The following is a 17,811-nucleotide window of genomic DNA, read 5'->3' on the forward strand; positions in this document are numbered from 1 at the left end:
TTCTCCCTGTACGGAAGAGCATATCATGAGTGACAGCGATCTCAGGCAGCTGATTGTGACGATGCGGAAAGATTGCGCTCGTCTATATGCGGCAGGTCGATTGCCCCTCGATGGCGACAGCCTTCTCGGCAGGTTCTCGACGGCAGAGCTGATCGGTGAGCCGGGATACAGCATGCGCGTCGTCGTGAACCGGACCGAGTTCGCCGAACTCTGCCGCGCGCTGTCAGCGAACTTCGTCGTCGAGCCCGATCACACCCTCCAGACATTCGAGACGCGCAAGGCGCGGCTCAAGCGGCCGGGTCGTCGGCGGACCCTCCGCATCGTGAGAAAGCCTTCGAGCGCCAGCGCCTCCGCCTGAGTAACCATGCGGAAAAGGCCGGAATGATCGGCTGACGCCGACGGACACCGGATCTCCGACCGGCATTTGAGTGCGCCCTGATCCGCAGGCCGCTCTTGCAGCCGGGACAGCGTCTTTCGCCGTCTTGCGATCGCCGCATTCCCTGCGAAGCTAATCTTTGTCGGGCAAGCTCACAGTCCGCAGGGAATCTCACTCAGGCAGTAGGCGATTACGTTTTTCTTCGGGATCGTTGATGCCGGGAGCGAGGCTCGTCGCCCGTGACATGGTGCGCGTCCAAGACCGCACGTAACGCGGCCGCCATTTTCCCATGCGCGGCCGCGCCGGGGCTGCTGCTGCGGGGATATTTGAAAGGTAGGGCGCGAAAGACGTCTGACTGGCACTCCCAAATCAGCCGCCAGCTTTGCCGCTTCGAATGCAACCAAAACTTTGACTTGTCATTGCGACCGGGAGTCCGGAAGATGTCGGACGTCCGGTCGTCAATGTATTCGTCGCGGCGCGTTCCACTTCAGCTCTGGGGGCGTCACATGTCGGTGATCGGAAGCCTCATTCGCTTCGTATTTGGCGGCCGGTGGGGAAAGAAGCGGCAGCTCTTCTATTTCGAAGACATACTTCCGTACGAACTCGCCGCAATCAACGAACGGCGGGCGAGAAAGCAATCGCCAAAGGGTCCGGTGGTCGCACTCGAATCGGGCGATCGTCCCGAGTTCGGAGAACCGCGCGCTCCCATCTTTGTGGACTGGCTGGAAGGCAGCGATCGCTACGTCGAGGCGCAGCACCTTCGAAAGCAAGGAGACGAATACTCCCGACGGCGCGCGGGCCCCGAGGCCGAGCCGCGCTCGCCGGACCCAGGCAAGCTGTTCTTCGACGCAAGTACTCTTCGGGGAGGGCTCTTGAATCGCTCTTCCGTTGGCACCTCCGCGAATCCAGGAGGTCACGGAGGCGCCGGTGTGAACGGCGCAGGCGATGGGCATCGAAACGGCGGGCTCCCGCCCAATTATTTCGGTTTCGACGGCAAGAACCCAGACAAGGGGAAGATGCGACCGCGGCCTGTACCGTGCACGGCCACTGGACTGGCCTTGTCAGGCGGTGGCATTCGTTCGGCGGCGGTGTGCCTCGGCGCATTGCAGGCCCTCGACCAAGATGGGCGGCTCGACGCCGTGGATTATCTGTCGACGGTCTCGGGAGGGGGCTATATCGGCGCTTCCGCGAGTGCGGCATTATCGAGAACGGGAGGTGGCCACTTCCCGTTCGGAGGCGATGTCGCCGACACGCCCGAGCTGGCGCATCTGCGCAATTACTCCAATTACCTGATGCCGAGGGGGCGCAGTCGGCTGCGCAATGTTGGCGAAGTTGTGGTGCTGGTGCTCCGCGGCCTTGTCGCGAACCTTTTCATGGCCCTTTCCTTTCTGCTGCTCGCGGCAGGCCTGTCCCTTCTGCTCCTCCCGCTGCTTGGCGCCAATCCGTGGGCGCCGGTGCTCTGGTCGGCCGCTGCGCTGGCCGTGCTTCTGCTCGTTTGGGCGGCGCTTCGCGCTGTTGCAGCGCTCGACTGGCTCACCGGCGACACGCGAGGCGCACTGCTCAGGTCCGCCCATGCACTGCTGCTGGCAGGAATCGCTCTTGCCTTCATCGCAGCACAGCCTGGGGCGGTTCAGACGTTCCGATCCCTCTTGGTCGACCGTTCGCTGGCCGAATTGTTGTTGATGACCAACGGAGTCGGCCCGGCACTGGCTACGCTCGCCGCATTGGTGTCCGCATTCTCCGGCGCCATCGGCCGCTACCTGGAGACGAGTCGACGCAGCAGGCGTGTCCGGACCTTCGTCCTGCGTGGTGCCAGTCAGCTCGCGCTCGCCGCCGCGTCGCTGGTCTTGCCCCTCGCCCTATGGTGCGTCTTTCTGTGGCTTTGCGCCACTGCGAGCGACAATTTCCTGATCAGGGCGACAGACGGGTTGGCGCGTGACCTGCTCTCACCAGCGTCCCGATGGCCAAGCCTGACATTGCTGACGCGAGTCCAGGACTCGCCCGCCGCCATCTACTTGGCCCTCGGCCTTGCCGGCGTCGCTGGCCAGGTGGCGCTCACTCCCAACGCCTACTCGCTTCACCGCCTTTACCGGGACCGGCTCAGCAAGGCCTTCCTGTTCAAGAGCGTGCCAGGAAACGTCTGGCGCGAACCGAAGGCGCTGGACGGCATAAAGCTGTCCGATCTCGCAGCATCGAACGGCCCGTACCCGATCATCAATGCCGCGATGAACGTTCAAGGGTCTGCAGAAGCAAATCGTCGCGGGCGGGATGCCGATTTTTTCATTTTCACGCCGGGCTTCGTCGGCAGCGATCTCACCTCCTATGCGGCCGCAGCGCCAAGTGGAATTGCGGCTTACGCCGGTGCGTTGCACATGGAGCGCATCGACCCGAGGCTCGATCTCGCCACGGCGATGGCGATCTCGGGTGCCGCCATTTCAGCCAACATGGGATCGAGCACCGTCAGGTTGATGTCCCCGACATTGGCCCTGCTAAACGTTCGACTCGGCTATTGGATGATCAATCCTCGAAGCCTCGCAGGGGGCGGCAAGGTCAGCAATGCGTTGCTCGGAATCACGCGCGGGGTCTACGAAAGCTTGTTCCTGCTTCGCGAGATGCTCAACCTTCATGATGAGAGGAGCAGCCATATCGTGCTGACCGACGGCGGCCATATTGAGAATCTCGGCCTTTACGAACTGCTCAAGCGCGGCTGCGAGCTGATCGTCGCGATCGACGCCGAGGCAGATCCGACCTTGTCTTTCGGTTCGCTTCTGAAGCTCGAACGATACGCGCGCATTGATCTTGGCGTTCGCATCGTCCTCCCTTGGGAGGAGATGGCGGAGAAGGCTCGGAAGACGTCCGAGGATATCCTCGCCGGAACACGCACCTGCGAGTTCGGACCACATTGCGCGGTCGGGCGGATCATTTACCAGAATGGCAGTGAAGGCATTCTTCTCTATTTCAAATCGACGCTTACCGGCGACGAGAAGGACTATGTGATCGACTACAAGAAGCGGAATGCCGACTTTCCACACGAGACAACCGGTGACCAGTTTTTTACCGAAGAGCAATTCGAGATGTATCGCGCTCTCGGTTTCCATATGGTCTCCGGCTTTCTCGACGGCTCTGACGAGTTCGTCTGCACCACGCGGTGGCGGCCGAACGCGGATGCCGACGCACTGCGCCAGCGCATTCTGTCGCTCCTGCCGCGCCGCCATTCCGGCACCCGATAAGACCAAGAGCGGTCACGTACAGTCTGCAGGTCGCCCGGGTCGTCCCGCTGGCAAGCACGCTGTTCCTCCTGTCGGGCTCGTGGCCGAGCAAGACGGTCTTGTCCTTGGGAGCGCCGTCGTGGCGCGGGACGCCGCATTGCATCGCCTCGAGCCGAGACAGCGGCCGGCCGGGCGCGTCCTTTTCCTCGGCTTGTGGGACAACGACCTGCATCCGAGGCAGCCGGCATCTTGATCGCCGATTGCGATTGCCGCGGGTCCGCGCCCTCGAAACGTAGGCGTAGGCACACGTAGTACGCGCCTCTAGATGTCATGTGTCCTTGGGTGTTGTGGCCGACCGTATTCGAACTACCACGATAAGCTGGGGGCGACGCGCACAACTTCTGAGTTGGAGTTTTCGCTTGGGCTTGGTGCGGGCAGGATTGCCAATTAATTTCCCTGCTGGCAACATCATGAAATCGATTCGCATGTCGCCGGGGGGAGAAAATGTGATGCGACTTCTAGCTCTTTTGTGCCTTTCTACGATCGCTGGTGGTTGCGCCGCCTCGCTGCATAAGACGGATAAGGTTTCGACCGACTATAATCGAGTGTTCGCAAACTCGCGAAATGAGGGCGTTCTGCTGAACATTTTGCGTGCTTGGGCGCGTGAGCCATTGCAGTTCTCGACCATGGGGGCAGTGAATGGAACGGTGCGCAGCACCGCCTCGATCGCTATTCCATTCAACAACATCCTGCTTGGAGGGGATGAGTCGATAAATCCCACTGTGACATTTGGTGGAGGGATCAATCCGAGTGTAACAATTGTGCCTCTCTCGAGCAAGGAATTCACCCAGGGGATCCTACGTCCCTTGGGCGGTGAGACAATGGATCATTTCCTGAGCCAGCGTTGGGACCGGCGGTTGGTGCTCCCGTTGATGATCGGCGGCGTAAGTTGTTCCAACGGTTCGGTCGTGATCAACGGGGGATCGGATCCGCATCTGAATTGGGATTTCGTCGAGGCTGCCGAGCACGCTGACGGCTTCTCTCTTTCACAGACGTCGCCTGCTCCCTTTGCCGCCCTGAGAATGTCCGCTGAGAAGGCCGCGGTGGTGTTGAAGGACGGACTCGGGGAAGGGAAGACAGTGACCGCCATCACGCCGTACGACGAGTGGCAGGCTCAACGGTTGAACGGCAGGCGCCACGAAGCCCAGGCTAGCCTTGGTGACCAGGTTGTTGTGGAGATCGCGAAGAAGGGTTCGCCTAAGATCGAGGGATTCTCCCTGAATTCGGTGTGCGCCGCCGAGCCGGCCGCCGACCAGAAGGGCACCCACGTCACTGCGGCATCCATCCTGCCTGGCCGCGTCGCAGCGCATGACGAGCCGTCGGCGGGAGCGAAATCGTCCCATGGTCTCAACGTGCCGCATCAGGAAGAGCTTCTGCTCCGCTCCGTTGAGTCGATCTTTTACTACCTCGCCGAAATCACTCGTCTTAACCTCGAGGCAGATTACAGACGATGCGGCATCCTGCGGCCTCAAGCGCATCAGGAGAGCGCCCGGCAGCTTCTGAAGCGCGAGCACGACGCGCGCGTCGAGATCATCGACCGGATGCATGCGAGAGCTTCGAGCGCGGCTGCAATGGCCCGGGAGGAAATGCAGGCGGCCGCAGCCAAAGGTCCGGATGCAGGCGGTCTGCACAAGAAGGCTGAGCTTGAGCAGGCTCGCGCAGATGCACTTGCGATAACGTTGGAAGCGGCAAAGAACGGGTCGTCCGACGACCCCGACGCCATGTTTTCTGTCGAGGACGGAATCATAGGACCCCAAGATTTCTTCCGCATCCGCATGGCGTGCGAGCATGAGGCGCCGCCGCTCAGGACCGCCGTGTCGACGACCTTTCAAGGGCGCGATTACTACATTCTGCATGGCGGTTCCGCAGACCCCGGCGACAGGACCTTGGAAGTTCTCTCATTCCTGAGCGTCCTTATCGCGCTTCAGACCAGCGAGAGCAGCATCCAGGCAGCGAGTCCCATTATCGCCATCGCACCATGACTCGGCTGCTCATGCCATGCAGTTGTGGCTGGGAGCAAAGGCGCTTCTGGAGCCATCCAGTGCCTGAAGTCGGGAGGCACGGACGAGCCAGTGAGTCGATCCGGATCGCCCCATCTGCTGGGCCAGAGAGTCCGGAGATGACGTTCTGATCGCGCCGTATGTGAGCTCATCCCCGCGGCTGCGGGTTGGAAGAGGAAAGGAGGCTCGCCGCTTGTGAGCGACGGGTGCGGAAAGTCCGCGCCGGCTCGTTTGCGGAGACCCTCCATGATCAGGACTATCCCTCTTAATAAACTTCTCGCCTCCACTCGCAACGTTCGGCGGCGTGGCGATGCGCAAGCGGACGCGCAGCTCAAGGCCGACATCGAGGCCCGCGGCCTGCTCCAGAATCTTGTGGTGACGCCGGTGGCAAAGCCAAGGGGCCGCTTCGCGGTGGAAGCCGGGGAGCGGCGCAGGCGCGCGCTGCAGGCGCTTGCCGATGAGGGCAAGCTGGACCAGGCGCACGGCGTGCCATGCCTCGTTCTGGAGGTCGGAACCATCCCGCCCGAGGAAGCGAGCGTCGCCGAGAATTTCCAGCGCCTCTCGATGAATCCGGCGGACGAATGCCTTGCCTTCCGGCAGCTTATCGCCAGCGGTACGGACGTCGAGAGCATCGCGCGCAGGTTCGGGCTCACCACCCGTTTCGTGGAGGGGCGGCTCCGGCTCGCGGATCTGGCGCCGGTCGTCTTCCAGGCGCTCGGGTCCGGCGAGATCGGCCTCGAGGTGGCCAAGGCCTATGCCGTGACCGGCGATCGCGAGCGGCAGGCCTGGGTCTTCGAGCAGATCGGCAACAGCTATGGCGGCGCCCAGCCTGACAGCGTCCGCCGGATGATGACGCAGGCGACCGCAAGCGGCGCGGACCGACGGGCCCGGTTTGTCGGCGAGAATGCCTATGTGGCGGCCGGCGGCCGCGTGGAACGGGACCTCTTCTCGGGCGAGGCGGCAGCGCGCTGGCTGGACGTACCCTTGCTCGAGCGCCTCGCGACCGAGAAGCTGGAAGCGATCGCGGCGGACGAAGCCTCCGGAGCCGGGCTCGCCTGGGTGCGGCCAACGCTCGCCGAGTGGATCGGGCACAGCCTTGCGAGCGGGCTCGAGCGAATCCCGGCCGAGCCGGCGACGCTCACCGATGCCGAGATGGAGCGCGTGGCGGCGCTTCAGGAGGAGTTCGACGCGCTTGCCGAACTGGTCGATGGTGCAGAGGCGTCGGAGGAGGCGAGGCAGGATGCCGAAGACCGGATGGCCATGCTGCACAAGGAGATGAGGGCGCTCACCGACAAGCCACCAATGCTTCCGGCGGCGCTGCGCGAGCAGGCCGGTACGTTCCTCCTGCTCGACGAGGAGGGCAGGCCTACCCTGCATGATGTCTTCTACAAGGAAGCCGCCGACCCGGACGGCGGCGGCGAAGCCGGGGAGACGCGGGTGGATGGTGCCGCGATACCTTGCGACCCTGCAGCGGCAGTTGCGGAGACTGGACCTGCGCTCTCGCAGCGTCTCCTTGGCGAATTGTCCATGCAGCGCCGGGACATCCTCGCTGTACACATCGTCATGGATCCAGCGCTTGCGCTCGATCTCGCGACCTTCCTGATGGTCGACGGGGAGACGGGCTGTGTTTCGGAGAGAAGCGGCTTCTCGCTGAGGGCCTCGCGGCCTGCCGATCCGATGCCGGATTTCTGCACGGCGGACGCTCCGGCGACGATGAAGCTTGCCGGGATCGTCGAGAGCCTGGACCGGACTTGGGCCGAGGGGGACACGCGCGGGACACGCTTCGATGCATTCCGCTCCCTGAGCTCCGAGGCGCGGATGGCGTGGCTCGCTTACGCCGTTGCCCGTACCCCCGAGGCGAGCATCGGCACGCGGGGCGCGGGCTGCGCGTTCCACGACCACCTTTCCGCGCTGCTCGGGATCGACCTCGCACGCTGGTGGCGGCCGACAGGCATGAACTTCTTCGACCGCGTGCCGAAAAGCGTCACGCTCGCCGCCCTCGCCGAGATCGGTGGACCGGCGCTCTCCGCCCGCTATGCCAACACCAGGAAAGCCGAGCTTGCGCAGAGCTGCGAACGTATCTTCGCGGGCGACTTCATCGGTGACGTCGAAGTGAAGGCGGCGGCTTTGGCCTGGGTGCCGGACGCAATGCGATTCGCGGCGGCTGCGGATCAGCAGGAGGAGGCCGATGTCCCTCCCTGGGAAGAGCGGCCAACTACCGGTCTTGCGGGCGCAGGCGACGCACCGGCGCTGGAGGCGCTCTGGGGGTCGGCTGCCGACGGGTCTGAATTCGGGGCGGCTAGCGGGGAGGGCGATCCCGGCGAGGAGAGGGAAGGCAGCGGCTTGATGTGCGGGATCGAGGAAGCAGCCTGAGAGACTGTTGCTTCCGCGGGCGCTTCTCCCCGGGGGAGCGCCCGCATCCCGCTCAGCACCGGCTGGGGGCGGCGACCGGATTTTGTCAAAAGTGGCCGCAGGGATCGTCCAACGGGATATGCAGACGCTCCCCACTTTCCGCCGCGATCGACCTGGCACATGGGTGTCGCCGAGATGCCTCCCTGAAGGACCTGCCTCCACCCGTCCGGACGGGCGGCAGGCCGTTCACAGGAGATCGGCAATCGTCACCCCACCGCCGGCAGATCGTCGCCCGGGATCCCCGCCGTCCCCAACCCGTGTTGAGCAACACTGCCCTCTGCGTGCCGCGTCAGTTCCGCGCGGCAGGGGGCTCTCACTCGAGCTTCCCATTCAGCGCGCGCGTCCGGCGCGAGAGGGCGCCCTGACCCGGCGCCGCATCCCCGCAACCCACCGGCCGTCGGCCCGTGTTGCCCCGCTTGGCGGGGCTGCCCGCGCCGGCCTCGGCCGGAGGTTTCCCGCGCTTGCCGCGCGGTGCGGGAGATGCGCTCCGACCGGGTCTTGCGGGCTCCCGTCGCCGGACGGTCCGGCGTCTCAACGGGAGACGTTTCGATGCATACCAGCCTTGCCGCACAGCTCGCCCAGCTCGAACTCGGTCACGTCCGTGCCGAACGGATCCGGCCCTGCCGAAGCACCGAGCCGCCCGATCCCGACGCGGTCACGCAGACGCTCGCTGCGATCTGGTCCGACCTGTTCGCGCTCTTCCCCGACACCGCGCTCGAGGAGGATTCCGAGGAAATCGCCTGGGGTCTGGTCAACCTCTTCCATCGTGCCGCGGCCAAGCGCAGCCGCCAGATCGACCGCGCGACCGACGAGATACGGTGTCTGCTCGCCGCCGCCGACGGCTCGGAAGTCAATTCCAGCCAGCTCGAGAGCGAGATCGAGCGGGCCCGCTCTGCCGAGGCCGCGATGCTCGGCCTGGAGGCGATGCGCGAGGCGGCGGCCTTCCTCTATTCCCGCGAAACCGGCTCCTCGTGGCGCCCGGCCGGCGGGTCACGCCTGAACCATGGGGCGTCCTGCACGTCCGCCGTCGTCGACGGCCGCGACTTCCTGCGGGCCCGCGGCGAAGCCCGCCAGCGGGCCCGAATGCCGGACGGCACGCCTGTGCTGTTCGCCGGCGGCAGGCTGTCCTTCGCCACGGACCTCGAGGCAAAGACGTTTGCCAACAACGTCTGGGACACGCTCGACAAGGTGCGCGGACGGGTCGCCGACATGGTCCTCGTCCATGGCGGAGACCACAAGGGCGTCGACCGTCTCGCCGCTTCCTGGGCCGAGGCGCGCAAGGTGCCGCAGATCGCGTTCGGGCTCGACACCCGCCTTGGCCAGCGTGCCGGTTTCAAGCGCAACGAGCAGATGCTGTCGCTCAAACCGCGCTGTCTCGTCGCCTTTCCGGGCAGCGGCGTGCTCGAGCGCCTGGTCGTCGACGCCAAGGCGAAGCAGATCGCCGTGGTCGATCGTCGGGGTCCGCTCGGCACCCATCCCAAGCATGCGGCGCGGCTCGCCGAGGCTGCCGGCTGACCGGTTCGCCGGACCTGCCTCGGGCCGGTCCGGCTGCTCCCGCATGGACGCCAATAGCAAGCACGCACGGCGACGCGGATCGCGTTCGAGCACGTGGGAGGGGCCTCGGCACGGATTACGTTAGCGTCGTCGGACGCCGCTGAGGCGGGTGGGCGTCGCTCTCCTTGGGCCCGCTCCGGTGGGCCGCAACCCGGGCTAGCGCCCGGGTCCTCCACTCCGTTTCGGCCCTTGAGCCTTTCCATCGCGAAGCCGCGATGGGGCTCGGCGGGTGCGGTCCGCCTCCTGAGCGGACCCGCCGATCCGCTCCTGCGCCCACCCGCTCGGCGGATCCCGGGGCGCGCTGAAGGAGCGAAGATCATGCGCAAGACACAAGCAGCAACGAGAGCGTCCAGCCTTTACGCCGAGGTCACGGACCGCATCATCGCGGAGCTTGAGGCGGGGCGATTGCCCTGGGTCCAGCCTTGGGACAGTGCCTCTTGCGGGCCGGCGATGCCGCACAATGGCGGCACCGGACGGCATTATTCGGGGATCAACGTGCTCATCCTCTGGTCCGCCGTGGTGGAGGGCGGCTATTCTTCGCATCGCTGGCTGACCTTCCGGCAGGCGCTCGCGCTTGGCGGCCATGTCCGCAAGGGCGAGAAGGGGACGATCGTCTGCTATGCGGACCGGTTCACGCCCAGGGACGAGGCCGAGAAGGCGCGTGACGAGGACGGCCAGGCGAAAGCGGTTGCGTTCCTGAAGCGCTTCGTCGTCTTCAATGTCGACCAGTGCGACGGCCTGCCGTCGGAGCTCATCGGCGCGCAGGAAGCGCTCGGCGAACGCGAGGCGATTCCCCATGCCGAGGCGCTGATCGCCGCGACCGGTGCCGAGATCAGGATCGGCGGTGGACTCGCTTTCTATGCGCCCGATCCGGACTTCGTGCAGGTCCCGCCGCAGCAATATTACCCCCATCAGATCAACTGGTATCGCACGCTGCTGCACGAGCTCGGCCACTGGACCGGCCATTCGAGCCGGCTCGGCCGCGTCCAGAGCGGGTTTCTCGGCGGTGCTGCTTACGCGCGGGAGGAACTGGTCGCCGAGCTGACCAGCGCCTTCACCTGCGCCTCCCTAGCCATCCAGCCGACCGTCCGGCATTCGGATTATATCGGCGCCTGGCTGGACGTGCTGCGCGGGGATGACAAGGCAATCTTCCGTGCCGCCAGCGCCGCCAGCAAGGCCGCCGATTACCTGCTCGCCTTCGCGCCGGACCGGGAGAACGGTCATGGATGATCGTGCGAAATTACTCGCCCGGCTCGAAGCCGCACTGGCGACCCTGCCGCCGCGAACGCGCGAGGTCTTTCTGCTCCATCGGGTGGCGGACCTCGCTTATCCCGACATTGCGGAGCGGCTGGACGTGGATGTCCGCGTCGTCGAGCGGGAGCTCGCCGAAGCCCTGTTCCTGATCGATGTGGCGCTCCGTACGGGGCAGGAGGAGGGCGGCACATGAGCCTGCACGACGCCGCGGCAAGCAGGATGGCTCTTGCCATCCGGGCCTCGCCTCCCGAAAGTCGGTCCATGCGCACCGACCTCGAGCATCTTCCCCCGGCCAAGCAGCGCGAGCTCGAGCGCGTGGTGCAGATCCTGTTCGAGGAGTTCGGGGAGGCGACTGCGCTCGCCACCCAGGACTGGAAGAAGAAGGGCCGAATCCTCAAGGTTATCCTGTACGGATCCTATGCGCGGGGCGGGTGGGTCGACGAGCCGCACACCGCCAAGGGTTATCAGTCCGACTTCGACCTGCTGATCATCGTCAACGACAAGAGGCTGGTCGACCGCGTCGAATATTGGGCGAAGGCCGAGGAGCGGCTGATCCGCGAACTGTCGATCACGAAGACGCTGAGGACGCCGGTCAACTTCATCGTTCACACACTCCAGGAGGTGAATGACGGTCTCGCCCACGGCCGCTATTTCTTCACGGATCTCGCCCGCGACGGCATCGCTCTGTACCAGTGCGACGATACCGAATTGCACTCGCCCAAGCCGAAAACGGCCACGCAGGCGCTCGCGATGGCGCGGGAATATTTTGAGGAGTGGTATCCGAGCGCTGCTCGTTTCAAGCAAGCTTCAGAATTCCTTGTTACTCAGGGCGGTCCTCGCGAGGCGGCGTTCAATCTCCATCAAGCGACCGAGCGGCTCTATCATTGCGTGCTGTTGGTCTGCACATTCTACACCCCGCACGTGCACAACCTCGGCTTCCTTCGCACCCAGGCAGAGCGCATCGATCGCCGCTTGGTCTATGTCTGGCCGCAGGATAGCCGACGCGAACGCGCGACGTTCGAGAAGCTCAAGGACGCCTATGTGAAGGCGCGTTACTCCCGCCATTACCGGATCAGCGAAGAGCAGCTGGCCTGGCTCGGTGAGCAGGTCGAAGAGCTCGGCCGGGTCGTGCATGCCGTCTGCTCGGAGCGGATCCAGGCTCTGGAGCAGAGCGCCGCCGCCTGACGGCTGGATGTTCCCCGGGGCGTTAATTGACCTCGGGGTGCCGGTTTTCGGTCTGCGTCATGGTCTTCCGATCCGCCGCGCGGATCTCCCCATCTCCTTCTTCAGCCCTTCTGGCGCGGCCGCGGCGAGGCGCAACCCGCGACCCTTCGACCCGTGTTGCCCTGCGGGCTGCCCGCGCCGGCCTCGGGCCGGGGTTTCCCCTGCGGGTGCGCTCCGCCGCTTCGGCCGCGCCTGTCTCCGGGCTGTCGACGGGGCGGTCCCGGCGGCAGGAACAGGAGACTTCAGCCATGACCAACATCGTGATCCTTGTCGGCAATCTCGGCGCCGACCCAGAGCTTCGCTCCACCACCGGCGGTACCGACGTCGCGACCCTGAGCCTCGGAACAGGCCGTCCCAAGCGCGACAGCGAGGGCAAGACCTACAAGGATGCGAGCGGTTTCACTGCCAAGGACACCGAGTGGCACCGCATCATCTGCTTCAACGGACTTGGGCGGATCATCGCCCAGCATGCGGTCAAGGGCATGCTCGTCTCGGTCCGGGGTCGGCTGCATTACACGCGCTGGACCGATCGCGACGGCGTCGAGCGCTATGGCTGCGAGGTCATCGCCGACGACGTCCAGTTCCTCAGCCGCCCGCGTCAAGACAACGGCGACGGCGGATCCGAGCCCCAGCCGGACTTCGATGAGGACGTGCCCTACTGAGATGCTCTTAACGCCCCGGCGGCATGCCCGCCGGGGCTCTTTCCATGCTTCCGCGGCGGGTTCGAAGAGGCCGAAAACGCCGCTGACGCTGTTGGTGCGGGCGGAGGCGGCGGTGAGGGGGCGTCTCGTAGAGGCCCAGTGTGGCGGCCGGCGAAGCGGCTCTCAAGGATGCGCGGTGCCCCCAATTTGCTGCGCAAATCGGCTCCCCCACGCCCCGCTTCGCGGCGCCTTCGGCGTCCCTGACAGCCGCTCCGCCGCCCGCTCCTGAAGCGCCGTCTTCGATCCTGAAGACCACGAAAGGAGATTGTGATGAACGCGATGACGATGATCGGAACCGGGCGCTGCGATGCTCTGGTGGACGCGCTCAAGGCGGAGTTCGGAGGCATATGGGCGGACCGGATCCTGGAAGCCGAAGCGATCGATTTCCTGTGGGAGGCGCGGGTGCGGGAACGCTATCTCGGGCAGGATGAAGCGTTATTTTTCGGTGATGAGGAGGCGACCGAAGAGATGTCGCGGATCGTGGTTCTGAGCTGCCTCGATGGTTGCTGGAACGTTGGATTGTGCCTGGTAGACGGCGACGGAAATGCCGTTGAGCTGGTCTGGAAACGGCAGTTCGGAAGCGCCGCGGACGCGGAAATCGCGTTCCATCTGGCGCGTTGAGCCATCGAAAATGAAGAGGCGGGAGCGGCGCGGCGGCGTCGCTTCCGCTTCTTTTTTTAGCGCACGCCGGGGAGACTATCGCTCCGGGAACGGCTGGTCGTGAGATGTCGTGGGCGTCGGGAGGCCGGAAAGGGATGGGGGGCCGGCTAAGGCAAGATAAAGCTATGGCACCGGTGGCGCCATAAGCCTTTGTCTGCACATCGTTTTCAGAAAAGTGGACCGGCACTGCCGCGGTCGCGCCAGTGCCGGTCGCTCCGGAAATGGCCGATTTGCGCGCGGTTCGGCGGCACTGCTTTTCTTCGGTCGCGGCACGCGTCATCCTTGGGCTTCTTACCCGTCGGATCCTTCGGCCATGGCAGACGATGACCGCTTCGAACCGCGCCTCGGGCGCCAGCGTCAGCAAGGCAACAGGGCGCCGCGCCGCTATCTCGGCCGCATCCTTGCCGCGGCCAATCTCGCCAGAAGCGGAATCGCACGACGGGGCTTGGCGAGAGCGGGCTTTACCGGCAGCCGCATCGGCCGCGGCGCCGGCGTCGGTCGCGTGCTCGTCGGTCATGGCGGCTATCGGGCGTCGAGCCGCCGCCGCGTCATCGTCAAGGCGAGCATTGTCAAGCTCGCCGGCAAGGGGGGCTCCGCGACCGCCGCGCACCTGCGCTACCTGCAGCGCGACGGGACAACGCGGGAGGGCGCGCCGGGCGCACTCTACGGCCGCGACGGCGACGGGGTGGACGGCAAGGCATTCCTCGCGCGGGGCAACGGCGATCGCCATCAGTTCCGCTTCATCGTCTCGCCCGAGGACGGGCACCGATATGATGATCTGAAACCGCTCGCGCGCCGGCTGATGGACCGGGTCGAGGAGGATCTCGGGACCAGGCTCGACTGGGTCGCGGTCGATCATTTCAACACCGGGCATCCGCATACCCACATCGTCGTCCGCGGAAAGGATGAGCGAGGGGCCGATCTGATCCTCGCACGCGACTATATGACCGCCGGTATTCGGGAGCGCGCCGCGGAGCTTGTCGACCTCGACCTCGGGCCGCGCACCGAACGCGAGATGCAGCAGGGCCTGCGCGCCGAGATCGAGCAGGAGCGCCTGACTTCGATCGACCGGGCCCTGCTCAAGGCTGCGGATGACCAGCGGGAGGTGACATCCACGGGCCGGAGCGCGTTCGACCAGACGCTGCGCGCCGGCCGGCTGGCGAAGCTGGCGCGCCTGGGCCTGGCCGAGCATCTCGGTGGAGGGCGGTACCGGCTTGCGCCGGATCTCGCCGAGACCTTGCGCGGCATGGGGGAGCGAGGCGACATCATTCGCACCATGCAGCGAGAATTTACCCGCGCCGCAGCGGCGCGGGCACCGGCCGAGCAGGCGATCTACGACCCGGCTGCGCCGGACGCCCGCCGGCTCGTCGGCCGGGTGCTGGCCCACGGGCTCGCGGATGAGCATGCGGACCGCCATTATCTGGTCGTCGATGGGGTGGACGGGCGCAGCCACTATGTGGCGATCGGAAAGCCGTCGCTCAGCGTGAACGACGGAGACCCCGGCATGGGAGCCGTCCGGGGCGCCATCGTTGCGATCGAGCCGGTTCGTGCCGGGATGCGGGAAGCAGATCGCACCATCGCCGCCGTGGCAGCCGCCAATGGCGGACGATACGATGTCGACACGCATCTGCGGCATGATCCGACCGCAACCGAGCGCTTCGCGCAAACCCATGTGCGCCGGCTCGAGGCGATGCGGCGAACAAAGGGGATCGTCGAGCGGGAGCCCTCCGGAAGGTGGGTCATCAGCCCGGACCATCTCGATCGCGTCGCGGCATACGAGAAATCTCTCCTTCGTGATCGGCCCGTCACGGTCAGGTCTCTGTCGTCGCAGCCGCTCGCCAGGTTGATCGAAATGGAGGCCGCGATCTGGATCGATCGTGAGATGGTGTCGGCTGCGCCCATGGCGGTGCGCGATGCCGGGTTCGGCCACGAAGTGCTCGAGGCGCAGCAGCGACGCCGGCGATGGCTGGTGGCGCAAGGGTTCGCTGAGGAGGCGGAAAGCGGCGTGAGCTTTCGACAAGGCATGATCGCGGCCCTGCAACGGCGCGAATTGCTGCGCGTGGCGGGGCAGCTTGCGGACGAGCTCCAGCTGCCGTTCGGCGAGGCGGCCGAGGGCGAGCGGGTTGACGGCATATACCGGCGCCCGGCCGATCTGGTCAGCGGCCGCTTCGCTGTGATCGAGCGCGCCCGTGATTTCACGCTGGTGCCATGGCGGCCCGTGCTCGAGCGCCAGGTCGGCAAGTCTGTGTCCGGGCTGATGCGTGGCGAAAGTATCGATTGGTCGTTCGGACGAGGGCGGAATGGGCCGAGCGTGTCTTGAATTTGCCTGGCAGAGCGGCGCTGCATATGGAGCGGGTAACGATCGTCGAACTCATCGGTCATAAGGGGATTGTCGCCCATCGAGTGGATCTGCACGCGATCGATGGTGCGCGTGGCGTATGACGCTGCTCGGTGACTGAGACTTACGTGACGGTAAGAGGCACGTGGGGGGCCTCTCCAAGACCTGCGGTCGGACCCTCTAGTTCAATGCGACGGTGGCGGGGTCTCTCTTGAATCTGCCCCTTCCGGTGCCGCGATTCGGATGATGCCGAACTCCGCGTCAGGGTCCAGGAGGAGGACACCGCCGCTGCGAAGGCTGAATTTGAGCATGTCACCCACCGCATCGAGGTCATCGATCGGCAGACGCAATCCGCCGTAGACCACCTCGATCCAGCCTTGGCCGAGGTCGATCGTATCCGTGGCCAAAGTCAGGCGAACGTAGTTTGCCTCCTTCATGAATCGTGCTCTCCTTCGGCAGCCCACTATGGGGATCGCAATCCTGGCGATCTCGCGATCAACCAACGACGCAGGCGATCAGCCGCATGCCTGTTTAGGACGACCGTGCCGCCGATGGCGCCCGGTCACGTTCGACCGAACTGCCGTTCCATCCGCCACAGGAGGTGGCGGAGAATCTCGCTCTCAGCCTCTCGGCAGCTCACGACCACCTCCGGCCATTCGCCGGACCGCTGCGAACGTCCGCTTGCAACGGAACCGGTCGCTCTGCGGGCGAATGTCGACTTGCGCACGGGAACCTGACGTTCGAGCCGACAGGCGCCTCCTATGCCGGCTACAGCGCGGATCGACCCTTAGCTGCCGTTGCGGCTGTCGCTCTTTCGCGGCTAACCTCGCGACCGGAGGGTGAAGGTGAACTGGGCTCCCGCGACCAAAGAAGAGGTTCTGGCCTGCATCGATCGAGAGTGGGTCGGGATCGATCCTGCCCTACGAACCGCGCTCGAAGGGTACTTCGTTGAACCGTACCTCGTCTCATGGGACCGTTATGGCGAGGTCATGCGCGCGTTCGTGGTCGCTCGGATTGGCAAACTGGTGGTGTTTTTCGACGAAATTGAGGAGGATTTCGGCACCGCCAAAGAGGTTGATGGGTGTCTCCTGCAAGCAGCCTTTTACGGTAGCATTGTCCTCGCCTTAAGGGAGCTTCAACGGCTCGGGACGAACGTCTGAGAACCACCCTCCCCGGCTGTTCCCGGCTCGATCGTCAGCCGACCCTGCGAAGGTCCGCTTCCGCGCGGCACCCTGACGTTCGCCGCCGGCGTGCCCCATGCGGGGACCTAGGACGTGCTTCGGCCCAAGGCGGACTCGCCGCTCCGCTCGGATTTGGACCCGGAACGTCATCGTTGTACGGCTCGCTTACTCGATCGATCGCTGCGAGGATTGGAATGCATTCGAGAACCATAGCCACGTTAGACGAACTTCGCCGCATCGAGTGGTTTTCGAACATCGGTGTCGCGGACACCAAAATGGCAAGGGTTCTATCGACGTGGGATGAAGCCATCGCGAGCTGCGCGTCGCCAGAGTGGGAGGATCTTTGCCTGGAGGCCGCCAATCAGTACCGCGGACGGCTTGCAGAGCGCTCTCCCTCCGCGCTGGCTGAGTGGAACGAGACTGTAGGTCGCGTGAAGCCGCAGGTGCAGTCGCTGGTGCACGACAAGACGCGGGCCGTCGTCGAGGGAAAGGGCCTCCCACGGGTCTTCTCGGACAGCGTCGATTGGGACATCCTCCACCTTTGCATGGAGGCGGAGTTCGCGGACCTTTACCCGCCCGGCTTCTATGCGAGTCAGGGCTACTGGTACGCTCAGGGACACTTCCCCTGCGGCTGGGAGGGAGCGTTTCCTGTGGGCGGCAGAATCGTTGTCTTTTGAACCGCCCAAGCTTCGGAGGACGCCTCACTGAAGTCGCCTTTCCATCTGTGGACGCCCCCATCAGCGCAAGCGATTTTTCGTTGGGTATTTGGCACGTGATCGGATGCTGCCATCTGTCCGGCTTCTCGATGCAGCGATGTGAGCTGCGAGCCTGTATGGGAGTTC

Annotated in this window: 14 protein-coding genes; 13 read left to right on the forward strand and 1 reads right to left on the reverse strand. The window is 65.1% G+C overall.

Annotation, left to right across the window (positions count from 1 at the left end; translation table 11 throughout):
• Positions 1 to 25: 25 nt before the first annotated feature.
• From C7I55_RS08315 to rlxS, 11 genes are all read left to right on the forward strand, one after another.
• Positions 26 to 358 carry a hypothetical protein gene (locus C7I55_RS08315; protein ID WP_106512391.1) on the forward strand — a complete coding sequence of 111 codons (333 nt, stop codon included), beginning with the start codon at positions 26 to 28 and terminating at the stop codon, positions 356 to 358.
• 257 nt (positions 359 to 615) lie between these two features.
• Entirely contained in the window at positions 616 to 3,606 is a 2,991-nt protein-coding gene (locus tag C7I55_RS08320; protein ID WP_146150966.1) for a patatin-like phospholipase domain-containing protein, read from the forward strand.
• Positions 3,607 to 4,004: 398 nt separating this feature from the next.
• Positions 4,005 to 5,627 carry a hypothetical protein gene (locus tag C7I55_RS08325; RefSeq protein ID WP_158266343.1) on the forward strand — a complete coding sequence of 541 codons (1,623 nt, stop codon included), beginning with the start codon at positions 4,005 to 4,007 and terminating at the stop codon, positions 5,625 to 5,627.
• Between the two features lie 264 nt (positions 5,628 to 5,891).
• The gene (locus tag C7I55_RS08330) at positions 5,892 to 8,018 is read left to right on the forward strand and encodes a ParB/RepB/Spo0J family partition protein (protein WP_106512394.1); all 2,127 of its coding nucleotides are present in this window, start codon (positions 5,892 to 5,894) and stop codon (positions 8,016 to 8,018) included.
• Positions 8,019 to 8,606: 588 nt separating this feature from the next.
• Complete coding sequence (locus C7I55_RS08335) at positions 8,607 to 9,572, forward strand: DUF2493 domain-containing protein (RefSeq protein WP_106512395.1); 966 nt, start codon at positions 8,607 to 8,609, stop codon at positions 9,570 to 9,572.
• Between the two features lie 357 nt (positions 9,573 to 9,929).
• The gene (locus tag C7I55_RS08340; RefSeq protein WP_106512396.1) at positions 9,930 to 10,841 is read left to right on the forward strand and encodes an ArdC family protein; all 912 of its coding nucleotides are present in this window, start codon (positions 9,930 to 9,932) and stop codon (positions 10,839 to 10,841) included.
• Positions 10,834 to 11,058 (forward strand): sigma factor-like helix-turn-helix DNA-binding protein, encoded by a 225-nt coding sequence (locus tag C7I55_RS08345; RefSeq protein ID WP_199192760.1) that lies wholly within the window; start codon positions 10,834 to 10,836, stop codon positions 11,056 to 11,058. The genes C7I55_RS08340 and C7I55_RS08345 overlap by 8 nt, the downstream gene beginning before the upstream one ends.
• A 68-nt stretch (positions 11,059 to 11,126) precedes the next feature.
• The gene (locus C7I55_RS08350; RefSeq protein ID WP_106512500.1) at positions 11,127 to 12,050 is read left to right on the forward strand and encodes a nucleotidyltransferase and HEPN domain-containing protein; all 924 of its coding nucleotides are present in this window, start codon (positions 11,127 to 11,129) and stop codon (positions 12,048 to 12,050) included.
• A 287-nt stretch (positions 12,051 to 12,337) separates the two neighbouring features.
• Entirely contained in the window at positions 12,338 to 12,751 is a 414-nt protein-coding gene (locus C7I55_RS08355) for a single-stranded DNA-binding protein (RefSeq protein ID WP_106512398.1), read from the forward strand.
• A 309-nt stretch (positions 12,752 to 13,060) separates the two neighbouring features.
• Entirely contained in the window at positions 13,061 to 13,411 is a 351-nt protein-coding gene (locus C7I55_RS08360; RefSeq protein WP_106512399.1) for a hypothetical protein, read from the forward strand.
• 352 nt (positions 13,412 to 13,763) lie between these two features.
• Entirely contained in the window at positions 13,764 to 15,770 is a 2,007-nt protein-coding gene (gene rlxS / locus C7I55_RS08365; RefSeq protein WP_106512400.1) for a relaxase/mobilization nuclease RlxS, read from the forward strand.
• Between the two features lie 203 nt (positions 15,771 to 15,973).
• On the opposite strand, the gene C7I55_RS08370 is transcribed toward rlxS, so the two are convergent.
• Positions 15,974 to 16,225, reverse strand: a complete 252-nt coding sequence (locus tag C7I55_RS08370) for a hypothetical protein (RefSeq protein WP_106512401.1) — start codon at positions 16,223 to 16,225, stop codon at positions 15,974 to 15,976.
• A 408-nt stretch (positions 16,226 to 16,633) separates the two neighbouring features.
• On the opposite strand from C7I55_RS08370, the gene C7I55_RS08375 reads away from it, so the two are divergent.
• Positions 16,634 to 16,948, forward strand: coding sequence for a hypothetical protein (locus C7I55_RS08375; protein ID WP_106512402.1), 315 nt, complete (start codon positions 16,634 to 16,636; stop codon positions 16,946 to 16,948).
• A gap of 215 nt (positions 16,949 to 17,163) precedes the next feature.
• Positions 17,164 to 17,646 (forward strand): hypothetical protein, encoded by a 483-nt coding sequence (locus tag C7I55_RS08380; RefSeq protein WP_106512403.1) that lies wholly within the window; start codon positions 17,164 to 17,166, stop codon positions 17,644 to 17,646.
• The last annotated feature ends 165 nt before the right edge of the window (positions 17,647 to 17,811 follow it).

Source organism: Allosphingosinicella deserti, from assembly GCF_003012735.1.
In the GTDB taxonomy this organism is placed as follows: Bacteria; Pseudomonadota; Alphaproteobacteria; order Sphingomonadales; family Sphingomonadaceae; genus Allosphingosinicella; species Allosphingosinicella deserti.

Coding starts and splice junctions, on each gene's coding strand:
- C7I55_RS08335 (WP_106512395.1), top strand. CDS start 8,607: ATGCATACCAGCCTTGCCGCACAGCTCGCCCAGCTCGAACTCGGTCAC.
- C7I55_RS08355 (WP_106512398.1), top strand. CDS start 12,338: ATGACCAACATCGTGATCCTTGTCGGCAATCTCGGCGCCGACCCAGAG.
- C7I55_RS08380 (WP_106512403.1), top strand. CDS start 17,164: ATGCATTCGAGAACCATAGCCACGTTAGACGAACTTCGCCGCATCGAG.
- C7I55_RS08360 (WP_106512399.1), top strand. CDS start 13,061: ATGAACGCGATGACGATGATCGGAACCGGGCGCTGCGATGCTCTGGTG.
- rlxS (WP_106512400.1), top strand. CDS start 13,764: ATGGCAGACGATGACCGCTTCGAACCGCGCCTCGGGCGCCAGCGTCAG.
- C7I55_RS08345 (WP_199192760.1), top strand. CDS start 10,834: ATGGATGATCGTGCGAAATTACTCGCCCGGCTCGAAGCCGCACTGGCG.
- C7I55_RS08340 (WP_106512396.1), top strand. CDS start 9,930: ATGCGCAAGACACAAGCAGCAACGAGAGCGTCCAGCCTTTACGCCGAG.
- C7I55_RS08330 (WP_106512394.1), top strand. CDS start 5,892: ATGATCAGGACTATCCCTCTTAATAAACTTCTCGCCTCCACTCGCAAC.
- C7I55_RS08315 (WP_106512391.1), top strand. CDS start 26: ATGAGTGACAGCGATCTCAGGCAGCTGATTGTGACGATGCGGAAAGAT.
- C7I55_RS08370 (WP_106512401.1), bottom strand. CDS start 16,225: ATGAAGGAGGCAAACTACGTTCGCCTGACTTTGGCCACGGATACGATC.
- C7I55_RS08350 (WP_106512500.1), top strand. CDS start 11,127: ATGCGCACCGACCTCGAGCATCTTCCCCCGGCCAAGCAGCGCGAGCTC.